The 20,494-nt window shown below is 51.0% G+C and carries 22 protein-coding genes, 1 tRNA gene and 3 pseudogenes; 11 read left to right on the plus strand and 15 right to left on the minus strand.

Annotated features, from left to right (window positions below):
* Positions 1-176: 176 nt before the first annotated feature.
* Both mgsA and A7090_RS18370 read right to left on the minus strand, forming a co-directional pair.
* A complete protein-coding gene (mgsA, locus tag A7090_RS18365; protein ID WP_000424181.1) occupies positions 177-635 on the minus strand; it encodes a methylglyoxal synthase in 459 nt (152 codons plus the stop codon).
* 95 nt (positions 636-730) lie between these two features.
* A complete protein-coding gene (locus tag A7090_RS18370; RefSeq protein ID WP_105275100.1) occupies positions 731-1,393 on the minus strand; it encodes a DUF2057 family protein in 663 nt (220 codons plus the stop codon).
* A gap of 172 nt (positions 1,394-1,565) precedes the next feature.
* On the opposite strand from A7090_RS18370, the gene A7090_RS18375 reads away from it, so the two are divergent.
* Entirely contained in the window at positions 1,566-1,979 is a 414-nt protein-coding gene (locus A7090_RS18375; RefSeq protein WP_105275101.1) for a CoA-binding protein, read from the plus strand.
* 44 nt (positions 1,980-2,023) lie between these two features.
* On the opposite strand, the gene hspQ is transcribed toward A7090_RS18375, so the two are convergent.
* Positions 2,024-2,341 carry a heat shock protein HspQ gene (hspQ, locus tag A7090_RS18380; RefSeq protein ID WP_001295356.1) on the minus strand — a complete coding sequence of 106 codons (318 nt, stop codon included), beginning with the start codon at positions 2,339-2,341 and terminating at the stop codon, positions 2,024-2,026.
* Positions 2,342-2,398: 57 nt separating this feature from the next.
* A pseudogene (gene rlmI, locus A7090_RS18385) lies at positions 2,399-3,590 on the minus strand (23S rRNA (cytosine(1962)-C(5))-methyltransferase RlmI).
* Positions 3,591-3,684: 94 nt separating this feature from the next.
* Here rlmI and yccX point away from each other — a divergent pair.
* The gene (gene yccX, locus A7090_RS18390; protein ID WP_000048236.1) at positions 3,685-3,963 is read left to right on the plus strand and encodes an acylphosphatase; all 279 of its coding nucleotides are present in this window, start codon (positions 3,685-3,687) and stop codon (positions 3,961-3,963) included.
* Here the strand turns inward: yccX and tusE are convergent.
* The 3 genes from tusE to A7090_RS18405 all read right to left on the minus strand — a co-directional run bounded on the left by tusE (position 3,960) and on the right by A7090_RS18405 (position 5,335).
* Positions 3,960-4,289 carry a sulfurtransferase TusE gene (tusE, locus tag A7090_RS18395; RefSeq protein WP_105275102.1) on the minus strand — a complete coding sequence of 110 codons (330 nt, stop codon included), beginning with the start codon at positions 4,287-4,289 and terminating at the stop codon, positions 3,960-3,962. The genes yccX and tusE overlap by 4 nt on opposite strands.
* Before the next feature lie 90 nt (positions 4,290-4,379).
* Positions 4,380-5,039, minus strand: coding sequence for an FtsH protease modulator YccA (gene yccA / locus A7090_RS18400; RefSeq protein ID WP_105275103.1), 660 nt, complete (start codon positions 5,037-5,039; stop codon positions 4,380-4,382).
* A gap of 208 nt (positions 5,040-5,247) precedes the next feature.
* Positions 5,248-5,335 (minus strand) — tRNA-Ser (locus A7090_RS18405).
* Between the two features lie 424 nt (positions 5,336-5,759).
* Here A7090_RS18405 and hyaA point away from each other — a divergent pair.
* The 8 genes and pseudogenes from hyaA to A7090_RS18445 all read left to right on the plus strand — a co-directional run.
* Positions 5,760-6,878 carry a hydrogenase 1 small subunit gene (hyaA, locus tag A7090_RS18410; RefSeq protein WP_105275104.1) on the plus strand — a complete coding sequence of 373 codons (1,119 nt, stop codon included), beginning with the start codon at positions 5,760-5,762 and terminating at the stop codon, positions 6,876-6,878.
* Positions 6,875-8,668: a Ni/Fe-hydrogenase large subunit gene (hyaB, locus tag A7090_RS18415; protein ID WP_105275105.1), complete on the plus strand. Its 1,794-nt coding sequence runs from the start codon at positions 6,875-6,877 to the stop codon at positions 8,666-8,668. Before hyaA ends, hyaB begins: the two co-directional genes overlap by 4 nt.
* 18 nt (positions 8,669-8,686) lie before the next feature.
* The gene (hyaC, locus tag A7090_RS18420; protein ID WP_105275106.1) at positions 8,687-9,394 is read left to right on the plus strand and encodes a Ni/Fe-hydrogenase b-type cytochrome subunit; all 708 of its coding nucleotides are present in this window, start codon (positions 8,687-8,689) and stop codon (positions 9,392-9,394) included.
* On the plus strand, positions 9,391-9,978 hold the full coding sequence (gene hyaD / locus A7090_RS18425) for a hydrogenase 1 maturation protease (RefSeq protein ID WP_105275107.1): 588 nt from the start codon (positions 9,391-9,393) through the stop codon (positions 9,976-9,978). Before hyaC ends, hyaD begins: the two co-directional genes overlap by 4 nt.
* The gene (gene hyaE, locus A7090_RS18430) at positions 9,975-10,373 is read left to right on the plus strand and encodes a hydrogenase-1 operon protein HyaE (protein WP_105275108.1); all 399 of its coding nucleotides are present in this window, start codon (positions 9,975-9,977) and stop codon (positions 10,371-10,373) included. Before hyaD ends, hyaE begins: the two co-directional genes overlap by 4 nt.
* Positions 10,370-11,221 (plus strand): hydrogenase expression/formation protein, encoded by an 852-nt coding sequence (locus A7090_RS18435; protein ID WP_105275109.1) that lies wholly within the window; start codon positions 10,370-10,372, stop codon positions 11,219-11,221. The genes hyaE and A7090_RS18435 overlap by 4 nt, the downstream gene beginning before the upstream one ends.
* Positions 11,214-11,357 (plus strand): annotated as a pseudogene (locus tag A7090_RS18440) (cytochrome ubiquinol oxidase subunit I); the annotation flags it as partial. The gene A7090_RS18435 and the pseudogene A7090_RS18440, both read left to right, overlap by 8 nt.
* A pseudogene (locus tag A7090_RS18445) lies at positions 11,354-11,581 on the plus strand (hypothetical protein); the annotation flags it as partial. The pseudogenes A7090_RS18440 and A7090_RS18445, both read left to right, overlap by 4 nt.
* 113 nt (positions 11,582-11,694) lie before the next feature.
* Here the strand turns inward: A7090_RS18445 and etk are convergent.
* The 8 genes from etk to cspH all read right to left on the minus strand — a co-directional run bounded on the left by etk (position 11,695) and on the right by cspH (position 20,062).
* Positions 11,695-13,875: a tyrosine-protein kinase gene (gene etk / locus A7090_RS18450; RefSeq protein ID WP_105275110.1), complete on the minus strand. Its 2,181-nt coding sequence runs from the start codon at positions 13,873-13,875 to the stop codon at positions 11,695-11,697.
* 19 nt (positions 13,876-13,894) lie between these two features.
* The gene (gene etp / locus A7090_RS18455; protein WP_105275111.1) at positions 13,895-14,341 is read right to left on the minus strand and encodes a protein-tyrosine-phosphatase Etp; all 447 of its coding nucleotides are present in this window, start codon (positions 14,339-14,341) and stop codon (positions 13,895-13,897) included.
* The gene (locus A7090_RS18460; protein ID WP_105275117.1) at positions 14,329-15,468 is read right to left on the minus strand and encodes a polysaccharide export protein; all 1,140 of its coding nucleotides are present in this window, start codon (positions 15,466-15,468) and stop codon (positions 14,329-14,331) included. The genes etp and A7090_RS18460 overlap by 13 nt, the downstream gene beginning before the upstream one ends.
* Before the next feature lie 45 nt (positions 15,469-15,513).
* Positions 15,514-17,610, minus strand: a complete 2,097-nt coding sequence (locus tag A7090_RS18465) for a YjbH domain-containing protein (protein ID WP_105275112.1) — start codon at positions 17,608-17,610, stop codon at positions 15,514-15,516.
* Complete coding sequence (locus A7090_RS18470) at positions 17,610-18,356, minus strand: capsule biosynthesis GfcC family protein (RefSeq protein WP_105275113.1); 747 nt, start codon at positions 18,354-18,356, stop codon at positions 17,610-17,612. Before A7090_RS18470 ends, A7090_RS18465 begins: the two co-directional genes overlap by 1 nt.
* The gene (gene gfcB, locus A7090_RS18475) at positions 18,353-18,997 is read right to left on the minus strand and encodes a lipoprotein GfcB (protein ID WP_105275114.1); all 645 of its coding nucleotides are present in this window, start codon (positions 18,995-18,997) and stop codon (positions 18,353-18,355) included. The genes A7090_RS18470 and gfcB overlap by 4 nt, the downstream gene beginning before the upstream one ends.
* Positions 18,998-19,103: 106 nt before the next feature.
* Entirely contained in the window at positions 19,104-19,409 is a 306-nt protein-coding gene (locus A7090_RS18480) for a hypothetical protein (RefSeq protein ID WP_105275115.1), read from the minus strand.
* Between the two features lie 440 nt (positions 19,410-19,849).
* Positions 19,850-20,062 (minus strand): cold shock-like protein CspH, encoded by a 213-nt coding sequence (cspH, locus tag A7090_RS18485; protein ID WP_105275116.1) that lies wholly within the window; start codon positions 20,060-20,062, stop codon positions 19,850-19,852.
* A 285-nt stretch (positions 20,063-20,347) separates the two neighbouring features.
* Between cspH and A7090_RS27320 the strand changes: the two genes are divergently transcribed.
* Positions 20,348-20,494 (plus strand): cold shock domain-containing protein (locus A7090_RS27320; protein ID WP_446718728.1); only part of this gene is annotated, 147 nt, incomplete at its 3' end.

The following is a 20,494-nucleotide window of genomic DNA, read 5'->3' on the forward strand; positions in this document are numbered from 1 at the left end:
AGCGCATCAGGCAATTTTGCGTTGTTCATGCCGGATGCGGCGTGAACGCCTTATCCGGCCTACAAAACATGCAATTTCAATGGATTGCAGAGATTGTGTAGGCCTGATAAGCGTAGCGCATCAGGCAATTTTGCGTTTGTCATCATTTACAGGTGGCGTTTGCCACCTGTGCGATATTACTTCAGACGATCTGCGAGATAACGTTGATAATCGGGGATCAGAATATCGACCGCGTCGTTGAAATGCGGCGACTGAATAATGAAGTCTGCCGTTGCCACGTTGGTGGCGACCGGAATATTCCACACCGTTGCCAGACGCAGCAAGGCCTTCACGTCAGGATCGTGCGGCACGGCATTTAGTGGGTCCCAGAAGAAAATCAACACATCAATTTTCCCTTCCGAGATCAATGCGCCAACCTGCTGGTCACCCCCCATTGGGCCACTCAACATCGCGTTGACGTTCATGCCGGTCGCGCGGGAAATTAAGTTACCAGTAGTACCTGTTGCATACAGTACGTGTTGTTCCAGTAACGGTTGATGCCGTTCTACCCAGCTCATCAGCATTTGTTTGCAGTGATCATGTGCCACCAGCGCAATATGTTTCCGCGCAGGTAAAGTGCGAGTCGTTAGTTCCATAATTTACATCCGTAGTTAACTTTCCTACAGATTACTGTAAGCACTTATCGCTGCAAGATAAAGACTGAAAAAGCCTGCGCACAGGCACAAAAATCTCAGGAAGATGGTTGTTTTTCCACCCATTGCAGGAAGGTATTTCGCGTTTGTGGGTCAGCCAGTTTAAACCAATACTTCAGCCGTTGTTCTGTGAGCACCTGAGACTGCGGTGGAATGGCATCCAGCTCGGAAACATCAGAAAGCAGAGTGCTGTCATCTGCCATCATAGTGGCAAATTGTGGTAGTGAAGCGCGTTTCGCGGATTTGTTATAGCGTTCAACCTCGACCTCATAATCAATCGTTTTTGACGTTGAGGTAATGGCGAGAATATCCAGCTTTACCGGGATCGGCGTCGCATCGCCATCCAACAATTCAAGGCGCGGTACGGCATCAAAATGGTTAGCTTCCCGTTCATTCTCCAGGCGTGGCAGGCGAAAATTGACCTGGTTGATGAGCTGGGTATTAAAACTGACCACCAGCGGTGGGGAGATATACAGCCGTTCTTCACTATTGGAAAGATGAATCGTCTTCTCAACGCGAAACACTAACTGATGCGGTCCGTTATCCAGTTCAATGCTGTCCGCACCGCGCAGCAGAGAGCTGGAAACCTTCTTGCCGTCGAGTACCAGAAGGTCAACATCGGTTGAGAGCCGCAGCGTGGTGGCAAAAACGGATACCGGCAAACATAATGCAATCAAGGTGGTCACGATGCCGGTTTTCATAGATAGCTCCTGTCAAAAGACCGCCCAAATAATAATATGTCAAAATTTTTCTTTAATCATACTTACTAACATATAGACATATTTCCCGTTTTTGCTCTCATTCATTCGTATTAGCTGCATGGTTGGCATGTCGGCTTTGTCGTACACTTTGTTAAACAGTCTGGAGGAAATAATGAAAGAAACCGATATTGCAGGCATTTTAACGTCCACTCACACCATTGCGCTGGTGGGGGCAAGCGACAAACCCGATCGTCCCAGCTATCGCGTGATGAAGTATCTACTCGACCAGGGGTATCACGTCATTCCTGTTTCGCCAAAAGTTGCCGGCAAAACGCTGCTGGGTCAGCAGGGGTATGGCACGCTGGCAGAAGTTCCGGAAAAAGTTGATATGGTCGATGTTTTCCGTAATTCAGAAGCCGCGTGGGGCGTGACACAGGAAGCGATCGCCATTGGCGCGAAAACGCTCTGGATGCAATTGGGAGTGATTAATGAGCAAGCGGCAGTACTGGCGCGGGATGCCGGGTTAAATGTGGTGATGGATCGCTGCCCGGCTATTGAGATCCCTCGCCTGGGATTGGCCAAATAAAAAATCCCCGGAAGGCAAAAACCTTCCGGGGATTTGTTCAGGGATCAGTTACGCAGACGCGGGGCCTGGAGTTGTTTGCGGATAGTCTGCGCTAACTCATCCATGGATGGCTGTTCAGGATGCTCATCCTGCAATTCGCTACTTAGCTGGGCTTCAGCCAGGTAGGTATGAACCGGTAGGCCGTTGTCGTCCTCCATCACCACGTGATACCACGGAGCGGCGCGAAGCTCGTCATTCACCGCCAGCTCATCAGGCGACGGTTCAGAGAGCGAATAAACCGGGTCGATATCCACGACCACTCCGAGATAACCTAACAGGGAATGGCGGACCTGCTGGCCGATACCGAATTTGCTGGCAATCATAGTCACCTCCCGGGAAATCTTTACCGTTGATATAAGGGTAAAATTCCACATTTCAAGTTACATGACGCGACAGGCAAATCCTTTCAGATATAGCCCTTCCGGGTAGGTAGCGATCACCGGATGATCGGCGGCCTGACGGAATTGCTCTATAAATTGTACATCACGACCGGCATCAATTGCGGCATCCGCGATGATTTTCTGAAATAAATCGCTGGTCATCAGACCGGAACAGGAGAAAGTCAGGAGAACACCGCCTTCATTCAGTAACTGAATCGCCAGCATGTTGATGTCTTTATAGCCACGGCAGGCGCCCATTAACTGGCTTTTATTCTCAACAAACTTCGGCGGGTCCATCACGATAACGTCAAATTTTTCACCGCGATCGCGATAGGTACGCAGTAATTTAAATACATCATCACGGACAAACTCGGCTTTGTTCAGATCCAGTTTGTTCAGCTCAACGTTCTGCCGTGCAATATCCAGGGCTTCCTGGGAGGTATCAACGCTGACAACCTGGCTGCAACCACCCATCAATGCCGATACTGCGAAACCACCGGTATAGGAGAAACAGTTCAGTACGCGTTTATTTTCAACGTAGCGGCGGGTAGCCAGGCGGCTATCACGCTGGTCCAGGTAGTAGCCCGTTTTGTGGCCGCGCTGAATGTCCACCAGCAACTTCATACCGTGTTCTTCAATCGGCAGCAGGGTGGGTGGCAACTCGCCGGTGACGGGACCCTGGGTCAGCTCCATCCCTTCTTTTTTACGTACCGCAACGTCGCTGCGATCGTAAATCGCACATTCCGGGTACAGCGTTTGCAGGGCGCTAATTAATGCAGCACGCTGGTATTCCGCGCCAGCACTCAGCAGTTGTAGCACCAGAAAATTACCGAAACGATCGATAGTAATACCCGGCAGGCCATCAGATTCACCGGCGATTAAACGATAGCTGTCGAGGCCATCTTTTTGCGCCAGCCAGTCACGCCATTTTTGTGCTTGTTGCAAACGGCGGGTAAAAAAAGCAATGTCGATAGATTCAGACGGGTCAAACGTCCAGACGCGCGCCCGGATTTGCGAAGCTGGCGAATAAGCGCCGCGTGCTAACCATTTTCCCTGATGATCAACAATATCGATGGTTTCACCGAGGCTGGCTTTACCTTCCATGCGGGCAACGGCCCCGGAAAAGCCCCACGGATGGCGACGAAGTAATGATTTTTCGCGCCCTTTGGCCTAACACTAAACGTACACTCATAATTTACTTTTCTGTCGATGCAAAGAAATGGGCGTCATTGTCCGGAGTTTTCCCTGGATTTGCAACGCGTCCATTAAGGATAAGGAGAGCAGCAATGTCGAAAGTCTGCATAATTGCCTGGGTTTACGGGCGAGTTCAGGGCGTAGGATTTCGCTATACCACGCAGTACGAAGCGAAAAAACTCGGGTTAACCGGTTACGCCAAAAATCTTGACGATGGCAGCGTGGAAGTCGTTGCCTGCGGCGAAGAAGGGCAGGTGGAAAAATTAATGCAGTGGTTAAAGAGTGGCGGCCCGCGTTCTGCGCGTGTAGAACGGGTGCTTAGCGAGCCGCATCATCCCTCGGGGGAATTAACCGATTTTCGTATCCGTTAAATACATTTTACCGGTTTAGGCAGGCCAGCAATTTTGGTGGCTTGCTTTGCCGGACCTTTCGGAAACAGTCGGTATAAATAGCGGCTGTTACCTTTTTCTTCGCCAAATTTATTTGCCATCGCTTTTACCAGCATACGAATCGCCGGAGAAGTATTGAATTCCAGATAGAAATCACGCACAAAACGTACCACTTCCCAGTGTTCTGGCGACAGTGTAATCCCTTCGTTTTCTGCAATCACCACCGCCAGCGGCTCATTCCACTGGCTGCTTTCTTTGAGATAGCCTTCGGTATCGGTCTCTATCTCTTTTCCTTCGAAGATTAGCATAATTATTACTACCTTAATCAGACTGGCGGCAGTGTAACAAAAAACAAAGCCCCGCATAAAGCGAGGCTCGGTAAGTAACCCTGGGCGAGATTAATCGCGGCTGGCGAAGCCCAGAATGCTTAACAGGCTGACGAAGATGTTGTACAGCGAAACATACAGGCTAACCGTGGCACGAATGTAGTTCGTTTCACCACCATGAATGATGTTGCTGGTTTCAAACAAGATAGCGCCAGAGGAAATCAGAATGAAGACCGCGCTGATCGCCAGATGCAGGGCAGGCAGCTGCAGGAAGATATTAGCAACCATACCAATCAGCACCACCACAATACCCGCCATCAGCATCCCGCCGAGGAATGACATATCTTTGCGGGTGGTCAGCACATACGCAGAGCAGCAGAAGAACACCAATGCTGTTCCACCCAGCGCCATACCAATCACATCGCCCATTCCGGCAGACAGATAGGTGTTCAAAATTGGTCCGAGGATATAACCCAGAAAACCGGTAAAGGCGAATGCAGAGATAATCCCGCTCGGCTTATTCGCCGTTTTATAGGTCAGGAACATCAAACCATACATACCCACCAGCGTCAGAATCAGACCCGGAGATGGCAGCATCAGCACTGTACTGGCAGTTGCGGTAATCGCCGAAAAGGCCAGCGTCAGGCTCAACAGAAAATAGGTATTACGCAGTACCTTATGGGTACTAAGCAGCGATGTACGGTCATGTGAAGAACTAACAATACGATCCATTGAGTCACTCTCTATGACAGATGTAATTAATTAAACAGCATAATGATAATACGCAAAGGCACCCAGAAGTTTTACCCATCTTTACGCATTTGATCTGGAACAGGTTTAGTAGCGGATTATCAGGTCATTAAGCAATGATAGAACGTCCTGAGAATTGCGACAGGCAAAAGAAAAAGGGGTTAGCATTTAGCTAACCCCTTATCTTATTTGGCGGAAGCGCAGAGATTCGAACTCTGGAACCCTTTCGGGTCGCCGGTTTTCAAGACCGGTGCCTTCAACCGCTCGGCCACACTTCCGGAATGACGCGCACTATAAACATCCCGATGCGGCGTGTAAACCCCTAATTTGTTCGTTTGCCTGAAAAACAGCCAAAACCGCATTGATAGCGTGAAAAAACGGCAGTTTGATCATTTCATCACCATGAATTCCTTCTCTTTTACTCGGTTAGCAACCGGCTAAACGTCCCTACTGCCCGGCAAAAGAAAATAGGTCCATTTTTATCGCTAAAAGATAAATCCACACAGTTTGTATTGTTTCGTGCAAAAGTTTCACTACGCTTTATTAACAATACTTTCTGGCGACGTGCGCCAGTGCAGAAGGATGAGCTTTCGTTTTCAGCATCTCACGTGAAGCGATGGTTTGCCTTGCTACAGGGACGTCGCTTGCCGACCATAAGCGCCCGGTGTCCTGCCGGTGTCGCAAGGAGAAGAGACGTGCGATATGAATAACGAGGAAACATTTTACCAGGCCATGCGGCGTCAGGGCGTTACCCGGCGCAGCTTTCTCAAATATTGTAGTCTGGCAGCCACCTCGCTGGGATTAGGCGCAGGAATGGCTCCGAAGATTGCCTGGGCGCTGGAGAACAAACCGCGCATTCCAGTGGTGTGGATCCACGGTCTTGAATGTACCTGCTGTACCGAATCTTTTATTCGCTCCGCTCACCCACTGGCGAAGGATGTCATCCTTTCCCTTATTTCTCTCGATTATGACGATACCCTGATGGCTGCCGCCGGAACCCAGGCAGAAGAAGTCTTTGAAGACATCATCACGCAATACAATGGCAAATATATCCTCGCCGTTGAAGGTAACCCGCCGTTGGGCGAGCAGGGGATGTTCTGTATCAGCAGCGGTCGACCGTTTATTGAGAAACTCAAGCGTGCCGCAGCTGGAGCCAGTGCGATTATCGCCTGGGGAACCTGCGCTTCCTGGGGGTGCGTACAGGCCGCGCGGCCCAATCCGACGCAGGCAACGCCTATCGACAAAGTGATTACTGATAAACCCATTATCAAAGTACCTGGCTGCCCGCCGATCCCGGATGTGATGAGCGCCATCATTACCTACATGGTGACGTTCGATCGCCTGCCGGATGTCGACAGAATGGGGCGTCCGTTGATGTTCTATGGTCAACGAATCCACGATAAATGCTATCGCCGCGCCCACTTCGACGCCGGAGAGTTCGTCCAGAGTTGGGATGATGACGCTGCCCGTAAAGGTTACTGCCTGTACAAAATGGGTTGCAAAGGGCCTACCACCTACAACGCCTGTTCTTCCACTCGCTGGAACGATGGCGTTTCCTTCCCAATCCAGTCTGGTCACGGCTGCCTGGGCTGTTCTGAAAATGGTTTCTGGGATCGCGGTTCGTTTTACAGCCGCGTGGTCGATATTCCGCAAATGGGTACCCATTCCACCGCCGACACCGTCGGTTTAAGCGCGCTTGGCGTGGTGGCAGCGGCTGTTGGTGTGCACGCAGTCGCCAGCGCTGTTGACCAGCGCAGACGTCATAACCAGCAACCTACAGAAACCGAACACCAGCCGGGCAATGAGGATAAACAGGCATGAGCACTCAGTACGAAACTCAGGGATACACCATCAACAATGCCGGACGCCGCCTGGTGGTCGACCCGATTACGCGCATTGAAGGCCACATGCGCTGTGAAGTGAATATTAATGATCAGAATGTGATCACCAATGCTGTCTCCTGCGGCACCATGTTTCGCGGGCTGGAGATCATCCTGCAAGGGCGCGACCCGCGCGATGCGTGGGCGTTCGTTGAACGTATCTGCGGCGTCTGTACTGGCGTACACGCCCTGGCTTCGGTTTACGCAATCGAAGATGCCATCGGTATTAAAGTGCCGGACAACGCCAATATCATCCGCAACATTATGCTGGCAACACTCTGGTGCCACGATCATCTGGTGCACTTCTATCAGCTTGCCGGGATGGACTGGATCGATGTGTTAGATGCGCTGAAAGCCGATCCGCGGAAAACCTCCGAACTGGCGCAAAGCCTCTCCTCATGGCCGAAATCATCCCCTGGCTATTTCTTCGATGTACAAAACCGACTGAAAAAATTTGTTGAAGGTGGACAGTTGGGGATCTTCCGTAACGGTTACTGGGGGCACCCGCAGTATAAACTGCCGCCAGAAGCTAACCTGATGGGCTTCGCCCATTATCTCGACGCCCTCGATTTCCAGCGTGAAATTGTCAAAATCCACGCGGTCTTTGGCGGTAAAAACCCACATCCAAACTGGATTGTTGGCGGGATGCCTTGCGCCATTAACATTGACGAAAGCGGCGCGGTCGGGGCGGTCAATATGGAACGCCTGAACCTGGTACAGTCGATCATTACCCGCACAGCGGATTTCATTAACAACGTGATGATCCCCGACGCCTTAGCCATCGGTCAGTTCAACAAACCGTGGAGCGAAATCGGCACGGGCCTTTCTGATAAATGCGTCCTCAGTTACGGCGCGTTCCCGGATATCGCCAACGACTTTGGCGAGAAAAGTCTGTTGATGCCTGGCGGCGCGGTGATCAACGGTGACTTCAACAATGTGCTGCCAGTGGATCTGGTGGATCCGCAGCAAATACAAGAGTTTGTCGATCACGCCTGGTATCGATATCCCAACGATCAGGTCGGGCGTCATCCCTTCGATGGCATTACCGACCCGTGGTACAACCCAGGCAACGTCAAAGGCAGCGACACCAACATTCAGCAACTGAATGAACAGGAACGCTACTCGTGGATCAAAGCGCCACGCTGGCGCGGTAACGCGATGGAGGTGGGGCCGCTGGCACGCACATTGATCGCTTATCACAAAGGCGATGCTGCGACCGTTGAGTCGGTCGATCGCATGATGTCGGCGTTGAGCCTGCCGCTTTCCGGCATCCAGTCGACGTTGGGCCGCATTTTGTGCCGCGCGCACGAAGCTCAGTGGGCCGCAGGCAAGTTGCAGTATTTCTTCGACAAGCTGATGACCAACCTGAAAAACGGCAATCTTGCCACTGCCGCCACTGAAAAATGGGAACCTGCAACCTGGCCGACAGAGTGCCGTGGTGTTGGTTTTACCGAAGCACCGCGCGGAGCGTTAGGCCACTGGGCCGCCATTCGCGATGGCAAGATTGATCTCTACCAGTGCGTGGTGCCGACCACCTGGAACGCCAGCCCGCGCGATCCCAAAGGGCAGATTGGCGCTTATGAAGCGGCGCTGATGAACACCAAAATGGCGATCCCCGAGCAACCGCTGGAGATCCTGCGTACTCTGCACAGCTTTGACCCGTGCCTCGCTTGTTCAACACACGTGCTGGGCGACGACGGTAGCGAGCTGATCTCCGTGCAGGTGCGTTAACAGCGAAGGAGAATCATCATGCAACAGAAAAGCGACAACGTTGTCAGCCACTATGTCTTTGAAGCGCCAGTCCGAATCTGGCATTGGCTGACGGTGTTATGCATGGCGGTGTTGATGGTCACCGGTTACTTCATCGGCAAACCGCTGCCTTCGGTCAGCGGCGAGGCGACATATCTGTTCTATATGGGCGACATCAGGTTAATTCACATCAGCGCCGGGATGGTTTTCACCGTGGTCTTACTGATGCGGATCTACTGGGCTTTTGTTGGCAATCGTTACTCCCGCGAGCTGTTTATCGTGCCGGTATGGCGCAAAAGCTGGTGGCAGGGCGTGTGGTATGAAATCCGCTGGTATCTGTTTCTGGCAAAACATCCGAGTGCCGATATAGGCCATAACCCCATCGCTCAGGCGGCGATGTTCGGCTATTTCCTGATGTCAGTTTTTATGATCATCACCGGCGTTGCGCTGTACAGCGAACATAGCCAGTACGCTATTTTCGCGCCGTTCAGTTATGTGGTGGAATTTTTCTACTGGACGGGTGGCAACTCAATGGACATTCACAGCTGGCATCGGCTGGGGATGTGGCTGATTGGCGCGTTTGTGATCGGTCATGTTTACATGGCGCTGCGTGAAGACATTATGTCCGACGACACGGTGATCTCCACCATGGTTAACGGCTACCGTAGCCACAAATTTGGCAAAATAAGTAACAAGGAGCGTTCATGAGCGAGCAATGTGTGGTGGTAATGGGGCTGGGCAACCTGCTGTGGGGCGATGAAGGCTTCGGCGTGCGGGTGGCCGAACGGCTGTATGCTCATTATCACTGGCCCGAGGAAGTGGAGATTGTCGATGGCGGTACTCAGGGGTTGAACTTGCTGGGGTATGTCGAAAGTGCCAGCCATCTGTTGATTCTCGATGCCATTGATTACGGGCTGGAGCCTGGAACGCTACGAACGTATGCCGGAGAACGTATTCCGGCTTATCTCAGCGCGAAGAAAATGAGCCTGCACCAGAACAGTTTCTCTGAAGTGCTGGCGCTGGCAGATATACGTGGTCATTTGCCTGCACAAGTCGCCCTGGTCGGGCTGCAACCGGCAATGCTCGACGACTACGGCGGCAGCCTGAGCGAACTGGCGCGGGCGCAACTGCCCGCTGCGGAACAGGCGGCGCTGGCGCAATTGGCTTGCTGGGGAATTGTGCCGCAACCGGCTAATGAATCACGCTGTCTCAATTATGACTGTCTGTCGATGGAAAATTACGAAGGCGTTCGCTTACGCCAGTACCGGATGACGCTGGAGGAGCAGGGATGAACAACGACACGCCATTTGATGCGTTGTGGCAACGAATGCTGGCGCGCGGCTGGACGCCGGTTAGTGAATCCCGTCTTGACGACTGGCTTACACAAGCGCCAGACGGCGTGGTGTTATTAAGCTGTGACCCGAAACGCACGCCAGAGGTCAGCGATAATCCGGTAATGATTGGCGAATTACTGCGCGAGTTTCCCGACTATACATGGCAGGTGGCGATTGCTGACCTTGAGCAGAGCGAAGCTATCGGCGATCGCTTTGGCGTCTTTCGCTTTCCCGCCACATTAGTGTTTACCGGCGGTAATTATCGCGGCGTGCTGAAGGGGATTCACCCGTGGGTGGAACTGATAAACCTGATGCGCGGGCTTGTCGAACCGCAGCAGGAGCGAGCCTCATGAGCGAAACTTTTTTCCATCTGCTGGGGCCAGGAACGCAACCGAACGATGACAGTTTCAGCATGAATCCACTGCCTATCACCTGTCAGGTGAATGATGAACCGAGTATGGCGGCCCTGGAGCAATGTGCTCACAGCTGGCAGGTGATTGCGCTATTAAACGAGTTGCAACATCAACTAAGCGACTGCCTGCCGCCGCAGGGCGAGGTGCTGGCAGTCGATCTGTTAAATCTCAATGCCGACGATCGTCATTTTATCAATACGCTTCTCGGGGAAGGGGAAGTGTCAGTGCGCATTCAGCAGGCTGATGGTAGTGAAAGTGAAATTCAGGAGGCGATCTTCTGCGGATTATGGCGAGTACGCAGACGTCGCGGCAAACAGTTGCTGGAGGACAAACTGGAGGCAGGCTGCGCGCCGCTGGTGTTGTGGCAGGCTGCAACGCAAAACCTCTTGCCGACAGATTCGCTGTTACCGCCGCCCATTGATGGTCTGATGAATGGCCTACCGCTGGCTCATGAATTACTGGCACATGTACGTAACCCCGACGCGCAGCCGCACAGCATTAATCTGACGCAATTACCCATCAGTGAGGCGGATCGGTTATTTCTCTCGCGGCTGTGCGGGGCTGGCAATATTCAGATTCGCACCATTGGCTACGGCGAAAGCTATATCAACGCCACGGGGTTACGCCATGTCTGGCATTTACGCTGTACGGACACCTTAAAAGGCCCGTTACTTGAAAGTTATGAAATCTGTCCAATACCCGACGTCGTGCTGGCAGCGCCAGAAGATTTGCTCGACTCCGCGCAGCGACTGGGCGAGGTATGTCAGTGGCTGGCAGAAACCACGTAACCATTTTGATATCGACACCCTGCGTATGGAGATGAGCAGCTTCAGCGAGCGGGTCTTTAACCCGGTCAGCCAGGTTAAATTTGTGCACACCGTAATGGCGGGCTACGTGACCGGGGCCATGTTTATTATGGTGATCTGGCGAATCTCGGCGGCGCACTGGAGCTCAAGTGGACGCTTCCAAAACTCGCCGCCGGAGAGATGAAGTTGACTCCGGCAGGGTGTGAAGAGCGAAACGCGCAGGGCATGTGTTCGTTGGTGGATTTTACACAAATAGTGAATGAAGCACGCATACCGGCGTGCAGTTTGTCAGGCATAAAAAAGAGCATTCAGTTGCCTGAATGCTCTGAGGCTGACACATGAAGAACTGCCTGATGCGCTACGCTTATCTGGCCTGTAAAACATGCCTGAACCGTAGGCCGGAAAAGGCGTTCACGCCGCATCCGGCTTAAACAAAGCGCACTTTACTTTCAGTTTTACTCTTTCTCGGAGTAACTATAACCGTAATAGTTATAGCCGTAACTGTAAGCGGTGCTGGAGCGTTTAATCACACCGTTGATGATAGCGCCTTTAATATTGACGCCTGCCTGCTCAAGACGCAGCATTGACAAGCTCACCTCTTTGGCGGTGTTCAAGCCAAAACGCGCAACCAGCAGGCTGGTGCCGACAAAGCGCCCCACGACCGCCGCATCGCTCACCGCCAGCATCGGCGGCGTATCGATAATCACCAGATCGTAATGGTCATTCGCCCATTCCAGTAATTGACGCATCCGATCGCGCATCAGCAGTTCAGACGGGTTAGGTGGCACCTGACCGCGAGTAATCACATCAAAGCCTCCTTTGCCAAAAGGCTGGATCACTTTGTTGAGCTCATCTTTACCTGCCAGATATTCTGACAAGCCATGTTTATTACTCACGGTAAACAGGTTATGCGAATAACCTCGGCGTAAGTCGGCATCAATGAATAACACTTTTTGATCGGACTGGGCGATCACCGCCGCCAGAGTTGAACTGACGAACGTTTTACCACTGTCTGGCGTCGCGCCAGTGATCATCAGAATGTTATTCTCAGTCTCCATCATCGCGAAGTGCAGACTGGTTCGTAGCGCACGTACGGCTTCCACAGCAGAATCTGCCGGGTTATCCACCGCCAGGAAGGGGATATTTTTAGTACGGTGGCGCTGCTGATTAGAAAATAAATTTTTCTTACGCAGACGGGTACGTTTATCCAGCCACTCGGATATCGGGATAGTGGCATAAACGCTGATGCCGTGCTCTTCCAGTTGTTCCGGTGCTTCTACACCACGACGTAACATCGCACGCGCCAGCACGGCACCCACCGAAATAAACAGGCCAAGAATAAAACCAAGCACCACATTCAACGCTTTTTTCGGTTTCACTGGCAGCGGCTGAGTGACTGCCGGGTCGATAATCCGCACGTTACCAATCGCACTGGATTTTGAAATATTCAACTCCTGCTGGCGGTTAAGTAATTGCAGATATACCGCACGGCCCGCTTCTACGTCACGGCTTAAACGCAGCACTTCCTGTTGGGTGGAGGGCATTGCCGATACCCGCTTATTCAGGCGCTTGCGTTCTTGCTCCAGCGTCTGGCGTTTTTCCAGCAGCGCACGATAAGTTGGGTGATCTTTCTTATACAGCTGGGAGATCTCTGCCTCGCGGAAGGTTAGCTCATTGAGTTGATTATCAACGTTAACAATCTGCTCAAGAACGGCTTTGGCTTCCAGATTAAGGTCAACCGAATCGCGCTGCTGGCGATAGACGTTGAGTTTTTCTTCTGCCTGGTCCAGCTCTCTGCGCACTTCAGGCAACTGGCGCTGTAAGAACTCAAGGCTTTGTGAATCCTGCGCTGCCTGGCGAGCGATATTCTGTTGCAAATAGTTGTTAGCAATGCTGTTCAGAATATGGGTAATTAACAGGGGATCATCACCGGTCATGGTAAGTTCCAGCATCCCGCTTTCTTTACTGCGTTCGCTAACGGTAAAAGTTTCCTGCAACGCGTTAATCGCTTCCAGTTCGGTATGCTGGCTCAGGACAAACTGTGTTCCTGGTTTGGCCTTAATGTCCGCGATAGTCAGCGCAACCCCCTCTTTTTCCAGACGCTGTCCGACCATACCATTGACGGTGAACTCGTCACCTTCCAGCGTATAGTGGCCGTTTTCCCCAACCGTGAGTGTCAGTTGCTGATTCTGACCATTCAGTTGTGGAATGTGCATCCAGCTGATCGCCAGCTCACCGGGTTTCTCTTTGGTTAATCTCGCCCAGCCGCGACCAACAATCGGAAAATACTTCTGCTCAACTATGTCGCGCAGATTCAGTTCAGCAATGGTTTTACCGAGAATCATACGTGATTGCAGCAGTTGGATCTCCGGTGCTGACTCGGGCGATGAGTTAGGGATCATGTCGCTCAGACCGCTGAGAATGGCGTTGCCCTGTTTCTGCTCAACCTGGACCAGCGTATCTGCCTGATAAATTGGCGTGCTTAACAGCGAGTAAGCGACAGCGATCAGCGTGAATAACGCAGTCACACTGATAATAAACTTACGGTGATCCCATAACTCGCCGACCAGACGAAGCAGGTAGCTCTCATTTTCTTGAGAGCTACCTGGTGGCGTATTCATATTTTTAGTTGTCATCGTATTTTATAAACTCAAATTACCGGCTGAGGCGCTTCGCCCATTCCTGACTGGCGCGCTCCAACATACCGTAAACATGTTCAAATGCGTCCTGGCTTTTACGATAGGGATCCGGGATCTCCTTCTGTTCCAGCCATTGCCCAAACAGCATTGTCTTCCCGCGGGCCTCGGGAGCGATTGCGGTAACCTGAGCAATATGCTCTGACTCCATTGCCAGAATCAGATCGTAATTTCGTGCCATCTCAGCAGTGAGCTTACGTCCGGCATGCCCTTCAAGAGATACGCCATGATTAGCAGCAACATTTGCCGCTGTCGCATCTGCAGGGTGTTTTTCCAGACCATGAACACCTGCCGATTTGACTTTTACGCCTGGCAGACGTTTACGCAGCAAGCGTTCGCCAATGGGCGAACGGCAAATGTTGCCGGTACAAACCACCAGGATTGAGTTAAATTTTAGTTGGGCCATGTTTGAATCCACCGTGAAGTCTCTGTCAGGTCATGCACCCCGGAAATCGTCGGTACCAGCAGAGAAATCACACGGTTCCAACGAGCCAGCGGCGCAGTCGTGACATAAACAATGTCGTAAGGTTCAAGCTGGAATTCCGTTCCGAGTATCATTGCCGATGCGTCCTTCGCATTCAGCTGATAAATATTGGCGATTTTGCCATTCTGCTTGTTTTGTGTTGCGCGAATAACAAAAATTCCCGTCGCATCGGCGACATCCTGATTCATACCCTCAGCGTTACCCAGCGCTTCTGCCAGGGTCATACCACTGCGGTCCATTTTCAGCGTGCTCTGTTTACCCACTTCACCCATCACGAAGACTTTCAGATCATCGTTGCGCGGAATAAATAAAATATCGCCCGGGTGCAGCAGTTTGTTCTGGCGCAAGTCGCCACGTTGCATCAGGGCGTAGAGGTTCACTTTGGTCTTTACGCCATTCTGAGTGAGCACCACGTTGCGCCAGTCTGCATCTGCGGTCAGACCGCCCGCAGCGTTAATCGCATCCATGATGGTCAGCGGAATATTGGTAATCGGCTGCTGACCAGATTTGCTGACTTCGCCGGTGACGTACGCTTTTTGCGAGCGGAACGCCGCGACGCTGACATCGACCTGCGGGCTTTCAATGACTGAATCGAGGCGCGCGGTAATTTCATCGCGTACCTGAGTGAGGGTTTTGCCCGCCACTTTCAGGCGACCAATATAGGGGTAAAAAATCGCACCATCGGCGTTAACCCAGTTGCCGGTATCACTGGCGCTACGATATTGTCCCGCGGGTGTGGTTAGTTCCGGGTGATCCCAGACCGTTACCATCAATACATCGCCAATGCCGATGCGATACTCATAGTTCGCGATTTGCTGCTCTAGCTCCGGGTTAGCCTGCGACATAATCGGTTTGGCGCGCAGCTGATCAATCAATCCAGGCGTGACGGGATAGATGTTGACCATTTTGTCCAGGTCATACTGATTGTCAGGTAGCTCAATGACATCCTTATTACCGGTCGATAAATTCTGACCCGGAACAAGGGTACATGCTGTCAAAGACAGAACAGCCAATGTCAGTACCGAAAACTTAAAAATGTTCTTTTTCATCGGTTTATATTTATCAGTCAATGTAATGTTATGAATTACTTCAGGTTATTGTCCAACCGGTACTTCTCGCTCTGCCGTCATTGGATAGAGCTGGTATTTGCGTGACAGCATTTGTCCACCATCACGCGTCAATGGTGTCCACGAAACCACCGCGCGGTTGCGGTTAGGTCCAATGGTCATCAAGTCGAACGGAATCGAGATATAAAACCCTTTACTAAAGCCGCCTTCGCCGTAGTCATCTTTTGATACGTTACTGATTGCCGCCCATATCCCTACTGCCACACCGCTGTCAAAGCGTTTGGCGACGTCGATCGTTGCCCCTTTATCTTTTGCCAGATATTGCCCAACACTGAGTTTCATCAGTACGCCATTGAGCGTCGGTGGGTTCCAGTAAGCCGTCACGAAACCTGTTGGCGTGGAATAATCGGTGAAGCGCATCATGTTGTCCCAGTCACGCTGCTTCACGTAGTTAACGTCCACACCCAGCGCCCAGCTGGCATCGAGCGGGCGATAAAGCAGCTCGGAACCGACACCGGCATACATCGTCTCCAGATAACCGCCATACACCTGGCCATAGAACCCATTGCCTAAGTCGGCAAAGTAGTTCGCCTGCAAGTTGTTGAGATAAACGTCATTGCGAACGTAATCACGGATATGTGTGCGCACGCGGGGCAAGGTCGAGTCCGCGGGTAACAGCGACGACTTAAACTTGTCGTAGTTGTTGTAAATATTGGTGAAAATACCTCCATCAAGCAGCAGGTGGTCGGTAAACCAATAGCGGGCGCTGGACATCAGCCCCAACTGGAACATATAGAAATCTTCCGGGCCGCCCAGCGACTGCGAAAGCGTTGGGTTGAAAGAGTAGCTAAAGCGATCTTCACGAATACGGTAGCCCCGGCCAAAGGCAGAAAGATCTTCAGCTTCAACACGTTGTTGTTGCAGTGGCTCTGATTTACCCGGCGCTGTCCCGGCGAGCTGTTTACGCAGGCTGGCGACGTCGGTTTCAGTAGTCACCATCGCCATATGCTCGCGCTTTTGCGTCACACTAATCTTCTCAACGCCTTGCGGCAGGTTATTCACCAGAATCCGGTTGGCGCGATCGACCGCTTCGCGAGGGTCACGGTATTTGTATTGCTGACCAGACATATACAGCGTCTTATCGCGCAGCTGAATTTCTGGCGCGTCAAAGCCCGCGTTATACTTCAGCGCGGTAAGTTGGTTCGCTACCGTGGTGTACTGCAAACCTTCAGACTCTGGCGCAGGCTGCCAGGCCGGTTTTGGCGTATCGCTCAGGGCAGGGCGCAGATCGTTGAAATTGGTCCGTAAAGTGAAACCAAACATCAACGTGTTACCGCGTTCATAACTCAGGTTGAGGTCTGCCCAGCTGGCAGCGCGATAAACTGCACCGACATTGAAATGGCTTGCCTGAGGCAGTTTGCCAGCGAAATCATTCTGGTAATTGTTGCCGTCGTATTCGAGTTTCAGACGCAGGGGATTCCACGGCGTTTGATATTCAATGCCGCCAAAGATGGAAGCCGGGCCACGAAAGATATCGCTAAAACTGATATCGCCTGCATCGTGAGACTCTGCGCGATGACAATATTTATCGCTCATCCGGCAAAATGGATTGGTAATATTGCCCGCATTACCGGCGTAGCCCCATGCCATCCCGAGAGTGAAATCAAATGGCCCCGCTTGCTTGCTGGCCACCAGATACTCACCGTCAAACAGACCCGTACCAGCAATATCACGTTTACCAAACGCCACTTGCGGTAGCCAGTAACCTTCTTCCCACAGGCGAAGTTTAAAATCGAATGATTTATCTTTGTATGACTGATCGCCGCTGAAATCTTCCCATTGGCTATATTTGCGCGTGCGCACATCCGTATAACGAATGGTGCCTTCCAGCCATGGGAACAGTGCCACGGAGGTGGAGTAGAAACGGTATTGATCGTTATCCCGGTAGTTGACGCTGAATTCCCCTTCCGGTGCGATGCGCGCATTTGGCATCTGCAACAATCCTGTGCCGCCAAAGTCTGATTGCGACGAGCCCAGCGGATCCGGGTAGGTTAATACTTCAGCATGACAGGCACTGGAGACGGCAATGGCCAGGCAGCTTAAAAGATAAGAGTTCTTCTTCATCAGTCAGGAACACGTTGCGTTAAAACAGACACAATCTGGTCATTTAAATCAGCATATTTTTCGGGCAGCACATGCGCAGAAAAGCCCAACCAAAGCTGGCTGCCTGGCGGTGGTTCCACATGTCTTTTATTCCACAGGGCAACAGGAGCGACGACAGTCTCCCCCTCAGGCGTAATCACGATAACGTTATTCTTGTCCGCGCCTGCAAGACGGGGGTGATCTTGCAGATAATCGGTAACGCTACGGCCTGCCTGCCAGGGCAATCGCCTGGCCCCAGAAACCGCACCCAGCAGAGTGATAGTCGCCGGACGCTGTACGGTAAAGAGCGCATAGTCACCGATCAGCGGGGGATTGCTGTTCTCATCGACTCGCACAAAATCAGGGTCCAGTTTGAGCGGTAAGCGACCAGTGATATTGAGATTGAGTAACTGCTGGCGCACGAATTTAATCGTTGCCGCCACATCGTCATCAGCTTCTGCTTCCCAGGAAGCAAGCTGTGCCATGACATGTTGGTAGTCCTTAAGCGCTTTAGCTTTCGCCGCGGAGTCGGTCAGCAGGGCACCCGGCCACCACAGGCGATCGCGCAGTTGCGGTTGTGTCACCAACTGAACAACATTCTCCACGGGGCCAACGGAAAGTGTCTGTTGTTCGCCTGGCAGATAAATAGTCACCGTTCCTTGCGCAAAGGCATGGGGTGTCATTATGTAAAGTACGCTGGCAATGAAATATGACTGTAATTTATTCATGGTGCGGGTTTAAGAAACGTCATTTCTACGGGAATAACCCCTGCGCCTAACATTTGCCGACTTTGACGAACCTGACCAGTAGCCGAATCGACCCAAAATGTGTTTTGCCACTGTTTTTCTGGCAGCGTGGAAGTCACCTCTTCCTGCCAGACATTACACAGCACATCGCGACCCGCAATATTCAGCGTCTCTAATCCAGCAAAGGAAAAAGTGGAACTCAGAGTCGCAGAACGAAAATGGTTATCTTCACTCCAGAGAATATCGCGCGTCCAGCGGCTGCCATCTTTTAATGCCAGCGCGTTACGCAGAGGGTCCTGCCCGGAATTTGTCACTTCCAACAGGTTATTATTAAGTTTGACAGTTTTTAAAAGACGTCCATTGTGGGTAACCAGCATGGCGTTATCCTGGGATAACCATTTGCTTTGTTCTTGTTCTATATATCCCAGTACCACAAAGATTCGTTGCCCTTCATTAAGGCGTAAATACATCGTGGAATAAGGTAACGCTTGGATCTGCTGATCCGCTACGGTGATATCCTGATTATCGAAAAGGCTGGCACGAAATGTATCGACCATACTTTGCTGGCTGTACGTACATCCCGCAAGAAATAGTGCGAAAATCGATAAAATAAGAGGGCGCACCTTTAATCCTTGAAAGATTAATTAAAAAAATGCAAATCTCTAAAGCCCGGTACGAATATCGAAACCGGGTATTATTTAACTTTAATTTCGACGCGTTAAAGCAGAATTAGGGCGTAGTGGACGTGGTGGTTGAGGTGTTATGAGAACCACCATCGCCACTGTCATTTGCTGCGACTACTGCCAACGTCGCCGCACCAACAGCCGTTGCCACACCGACAACCGTCGCCGTGCCGATAGCGCCAGCGGCTAAACCGCCAGTGGTCACAGCAGTTGTGGTTACGCCAGTAGTGGTCGCTGTGGTGCCAGTTGTACCCGTCGTTGCCCCGGCTGCGTTTGCTGTTTCAGGAGCAGCAAACGCAGCTGGTGTCGTCAACATGAAGGCCATAAGGATTGCAGAAAGCTTGTGTTTCATAACTTTTCCTTTATTCATCGCATGGACAATACGTACGCTTGAGATCAGGATTGTCTACTTTGAGTATAACAACCTCATGAAATCACCCTTTCCATATACCGTCGGCGCAATATACCGAGAGTGGGAAAGGCGCGCAGAGGGAAATATAAGATTGTTAACAATTTCCCTCTTGAAATACGACTTGTGAGCATAAGATAAATCTTAGCAAAATACAAATCAAAGATAAGAAAATTGCTAAGAAATTGATTAACTATTAATGGTGGTATAGTTTCGAGTGGTATTATAACCAACCGTTAAGTAGCATTTATAACTATTTTATGCAGAGATATTCGGTTAAATGAATTTGCTTTCTGGTGAAAAAGTAACTTGTGTTATAATGTTAGATATTAACTATTAAACTATTCCAATAAAAAAGTCAGCGTTAAACAAGCCGAATCATATTAAGAGAGATAAACATTTGCCGCTGTTGGGCCACGCAGGCCATTTACGCGGCAGAACTCCACGCATAATCCTGGTATAAGCACTTCTGCGTCGCGGGGAGTAAATGCGGAAATATGGACCAGGACTTCTTTACGACCGTCGGAGGGGATAATGAATCCTTTGCCGCTTTTGCGATCAAAGGTTTTGACAATTCCTGTCATTTTACGGGACAAACAAATTCCTTACTGAAAATACTGCGTTGCACTATACGGAGTTAATAAAATAAAGCCAGCGATATTTAAGACCGCCGGACGGCTAAAATAAAATTTGCTTAATCGCAATTAATATGCGTTAATATCTGCGTCGGTTTGAAAGACAGACAGCATACAAAGTAGTTTACTAAAGCAGTTCTCATTATCAGGCATTATCCCCTTCTTTTGAGTCTCTCTCCTGAACACTAAGTAGTTTCTGTATTAAAGCCCTGTTTGCCGAAAGGCCCAAAATGAAGGAAGTAAAATATGTCTAATAAAATGACTGGTTTAGTAAAATGGTTTAACGCAGATAAAGGTTTTGGCTTTATCACTCCTGATGATGGCAGCAAGGGTAATGACTCCAACTCATTGATAGTGTTTTATGTTCAGATAATGCCCGATGACTTTGTCATG

It is taken from the genome of Escherichia sp. MOD1-EC7003 (assembly GCF_002965065.1).
Classification (GTDB): Bacteria; Pseudomonadota; Gammaproteobacteria; order Enterobacterales; family Enterobacteriaceae; genus Escherichia.

What these genes read in the sequence shown, in the direction of transcription:
- mgsA (WP_000424181.1), bottom strand. Translation starts at nt 635, where the DNA reads ATGGAACTAACGACTCGCACTTTACCTGCGCGGAAACATATTGCGCTG.
- A7090_RS18370 (WP_105275100.1), bottom strand. Translation starts at nt 1,393, where the DNA reads ATGAAAACCGGCATCGTGACCACCTTGATTGCATTATGTTTGCCGGTA.
- A7090_RS18375 (WP_105275101.1), top strand. Translation starts at nt 1,566, where the DNA reads ATGAAAGAAACCGATATTGCAGGCATTTTAACGTCCACTCACACCATT.
- hspQ (WP_001295356.1), bottom strand. Translation starts at nt 2,341, where the DNA reads ATGATTGCCAGCAAATTCGGTATCGGCCAGCAGGTCCGCCATTCCCTG.
- yccX (WP_000048236.1), top strand. Translation starts at nt 3,685, where the DNA reads ATGTCGAAAGTCTGCATAATTGCCTGGGTTTACGGGCGAGTTCAGGGC.
- tusE (WP_105275102.1), bottom strand. Translation starts at nt 4,289, where the DNA reads ATGCTAATCTTCGAAGGAAAAGAGATAGAGACCGATACCGAAGGCTAT.
- yccA (WP_105275103.1), bottom strand. Translation starts at nt 5,039, where the DNA reads ATGGATCGTATTGTTAGTTCTTCACATGACCGTACATCGCTGCTTAGT.
- hyaA (WP_105275104.1), top strand. Translation starts at nt 5,760, where the DNA reads ATGAATAACGAGGAAACATTTTACCAGGCCATGCGGCGTCAGGGCGTT.
- hyaB (WP_105275105.1), top strand. Translation starts at nt 6,875, where the DNA reads ATGAGCACTCAGTACGAAACTCAGGGATACACCATCAACAATGCCGGA.
- hyaC (WP_105275106.1), top strand. Translation starts at nt 8,687, where the DNA reads ATGCAACAGAAAAGCGACAACGTTGTCAGCCACTATGTCTTTGAAGCG.
- hyaD (WP_105275107.1), top strand. Translation starts at nt 9,391, where the DNA reads ATGAGCGAGCAATGTGTGGTGGTAATGGGGCTGGGCAACCTGCTGTGG.
- hyaE (WP_105275108.1), top strand. Translation starts at nt 9,975, where the DNA reads ATGAACAACGACACGCCATTTGATGCGTTGTGGCAACGAATGCTGGCG.
- A7090_RS18435 (WP_105275109.1), top strand. Translation starts at nt 10,370, where the DNA reads ATGAGCGAAACTTTTTTCCATCTGCTGGGGCCAGGAACGCAACCGAAC.
- etk (WP_105275110.1), bottom strand. Translation starts at nt 13,875, where the DNA reads ATGACAACTAAAAATATGAATACGCCACCAGGTAGCTCTCAAGAAAAT.
- etp (WP_105275111.1), bottom strand. Translation starts at nt 14,341, where the DNA reads ATGGCCCAACTAAAATTTAACTCAATCCTGGTGGTTTGTACCGGCAAC.
- A7090_RS18460 (WP_105275117.1), bottom strand. Translation starts at nt 15,468, where the DNA reads ATGAAAAAGAACATTTTTAAGTTTTCGGTACTGACATTGGCTGTTCTG.
- A7090_RS18465 (WP_105275112.1), bottom strand. Translation starts at nt 17,610, where the DNA reads ATGAAGAAGAACTCTTATCTTTTAAGCTGCCTGGCCATTGCCGTCTCC.
- A7090_RS18470 (WP_105275113.1), bottom strand. Translation starts at nt 18,356, where the DNA reads ATGAATAAATTACAGTCATATTTCATTGCCAGCGTACTTTACATAATG.
- A7090_RS18480 (WP_105275115.1), bottom strand. Translation starts at nt 19,409, where the DNA reads ATGAAACACAAGCTTTCTGCAATCCTTATGGCCTTCATGTTGACGACA.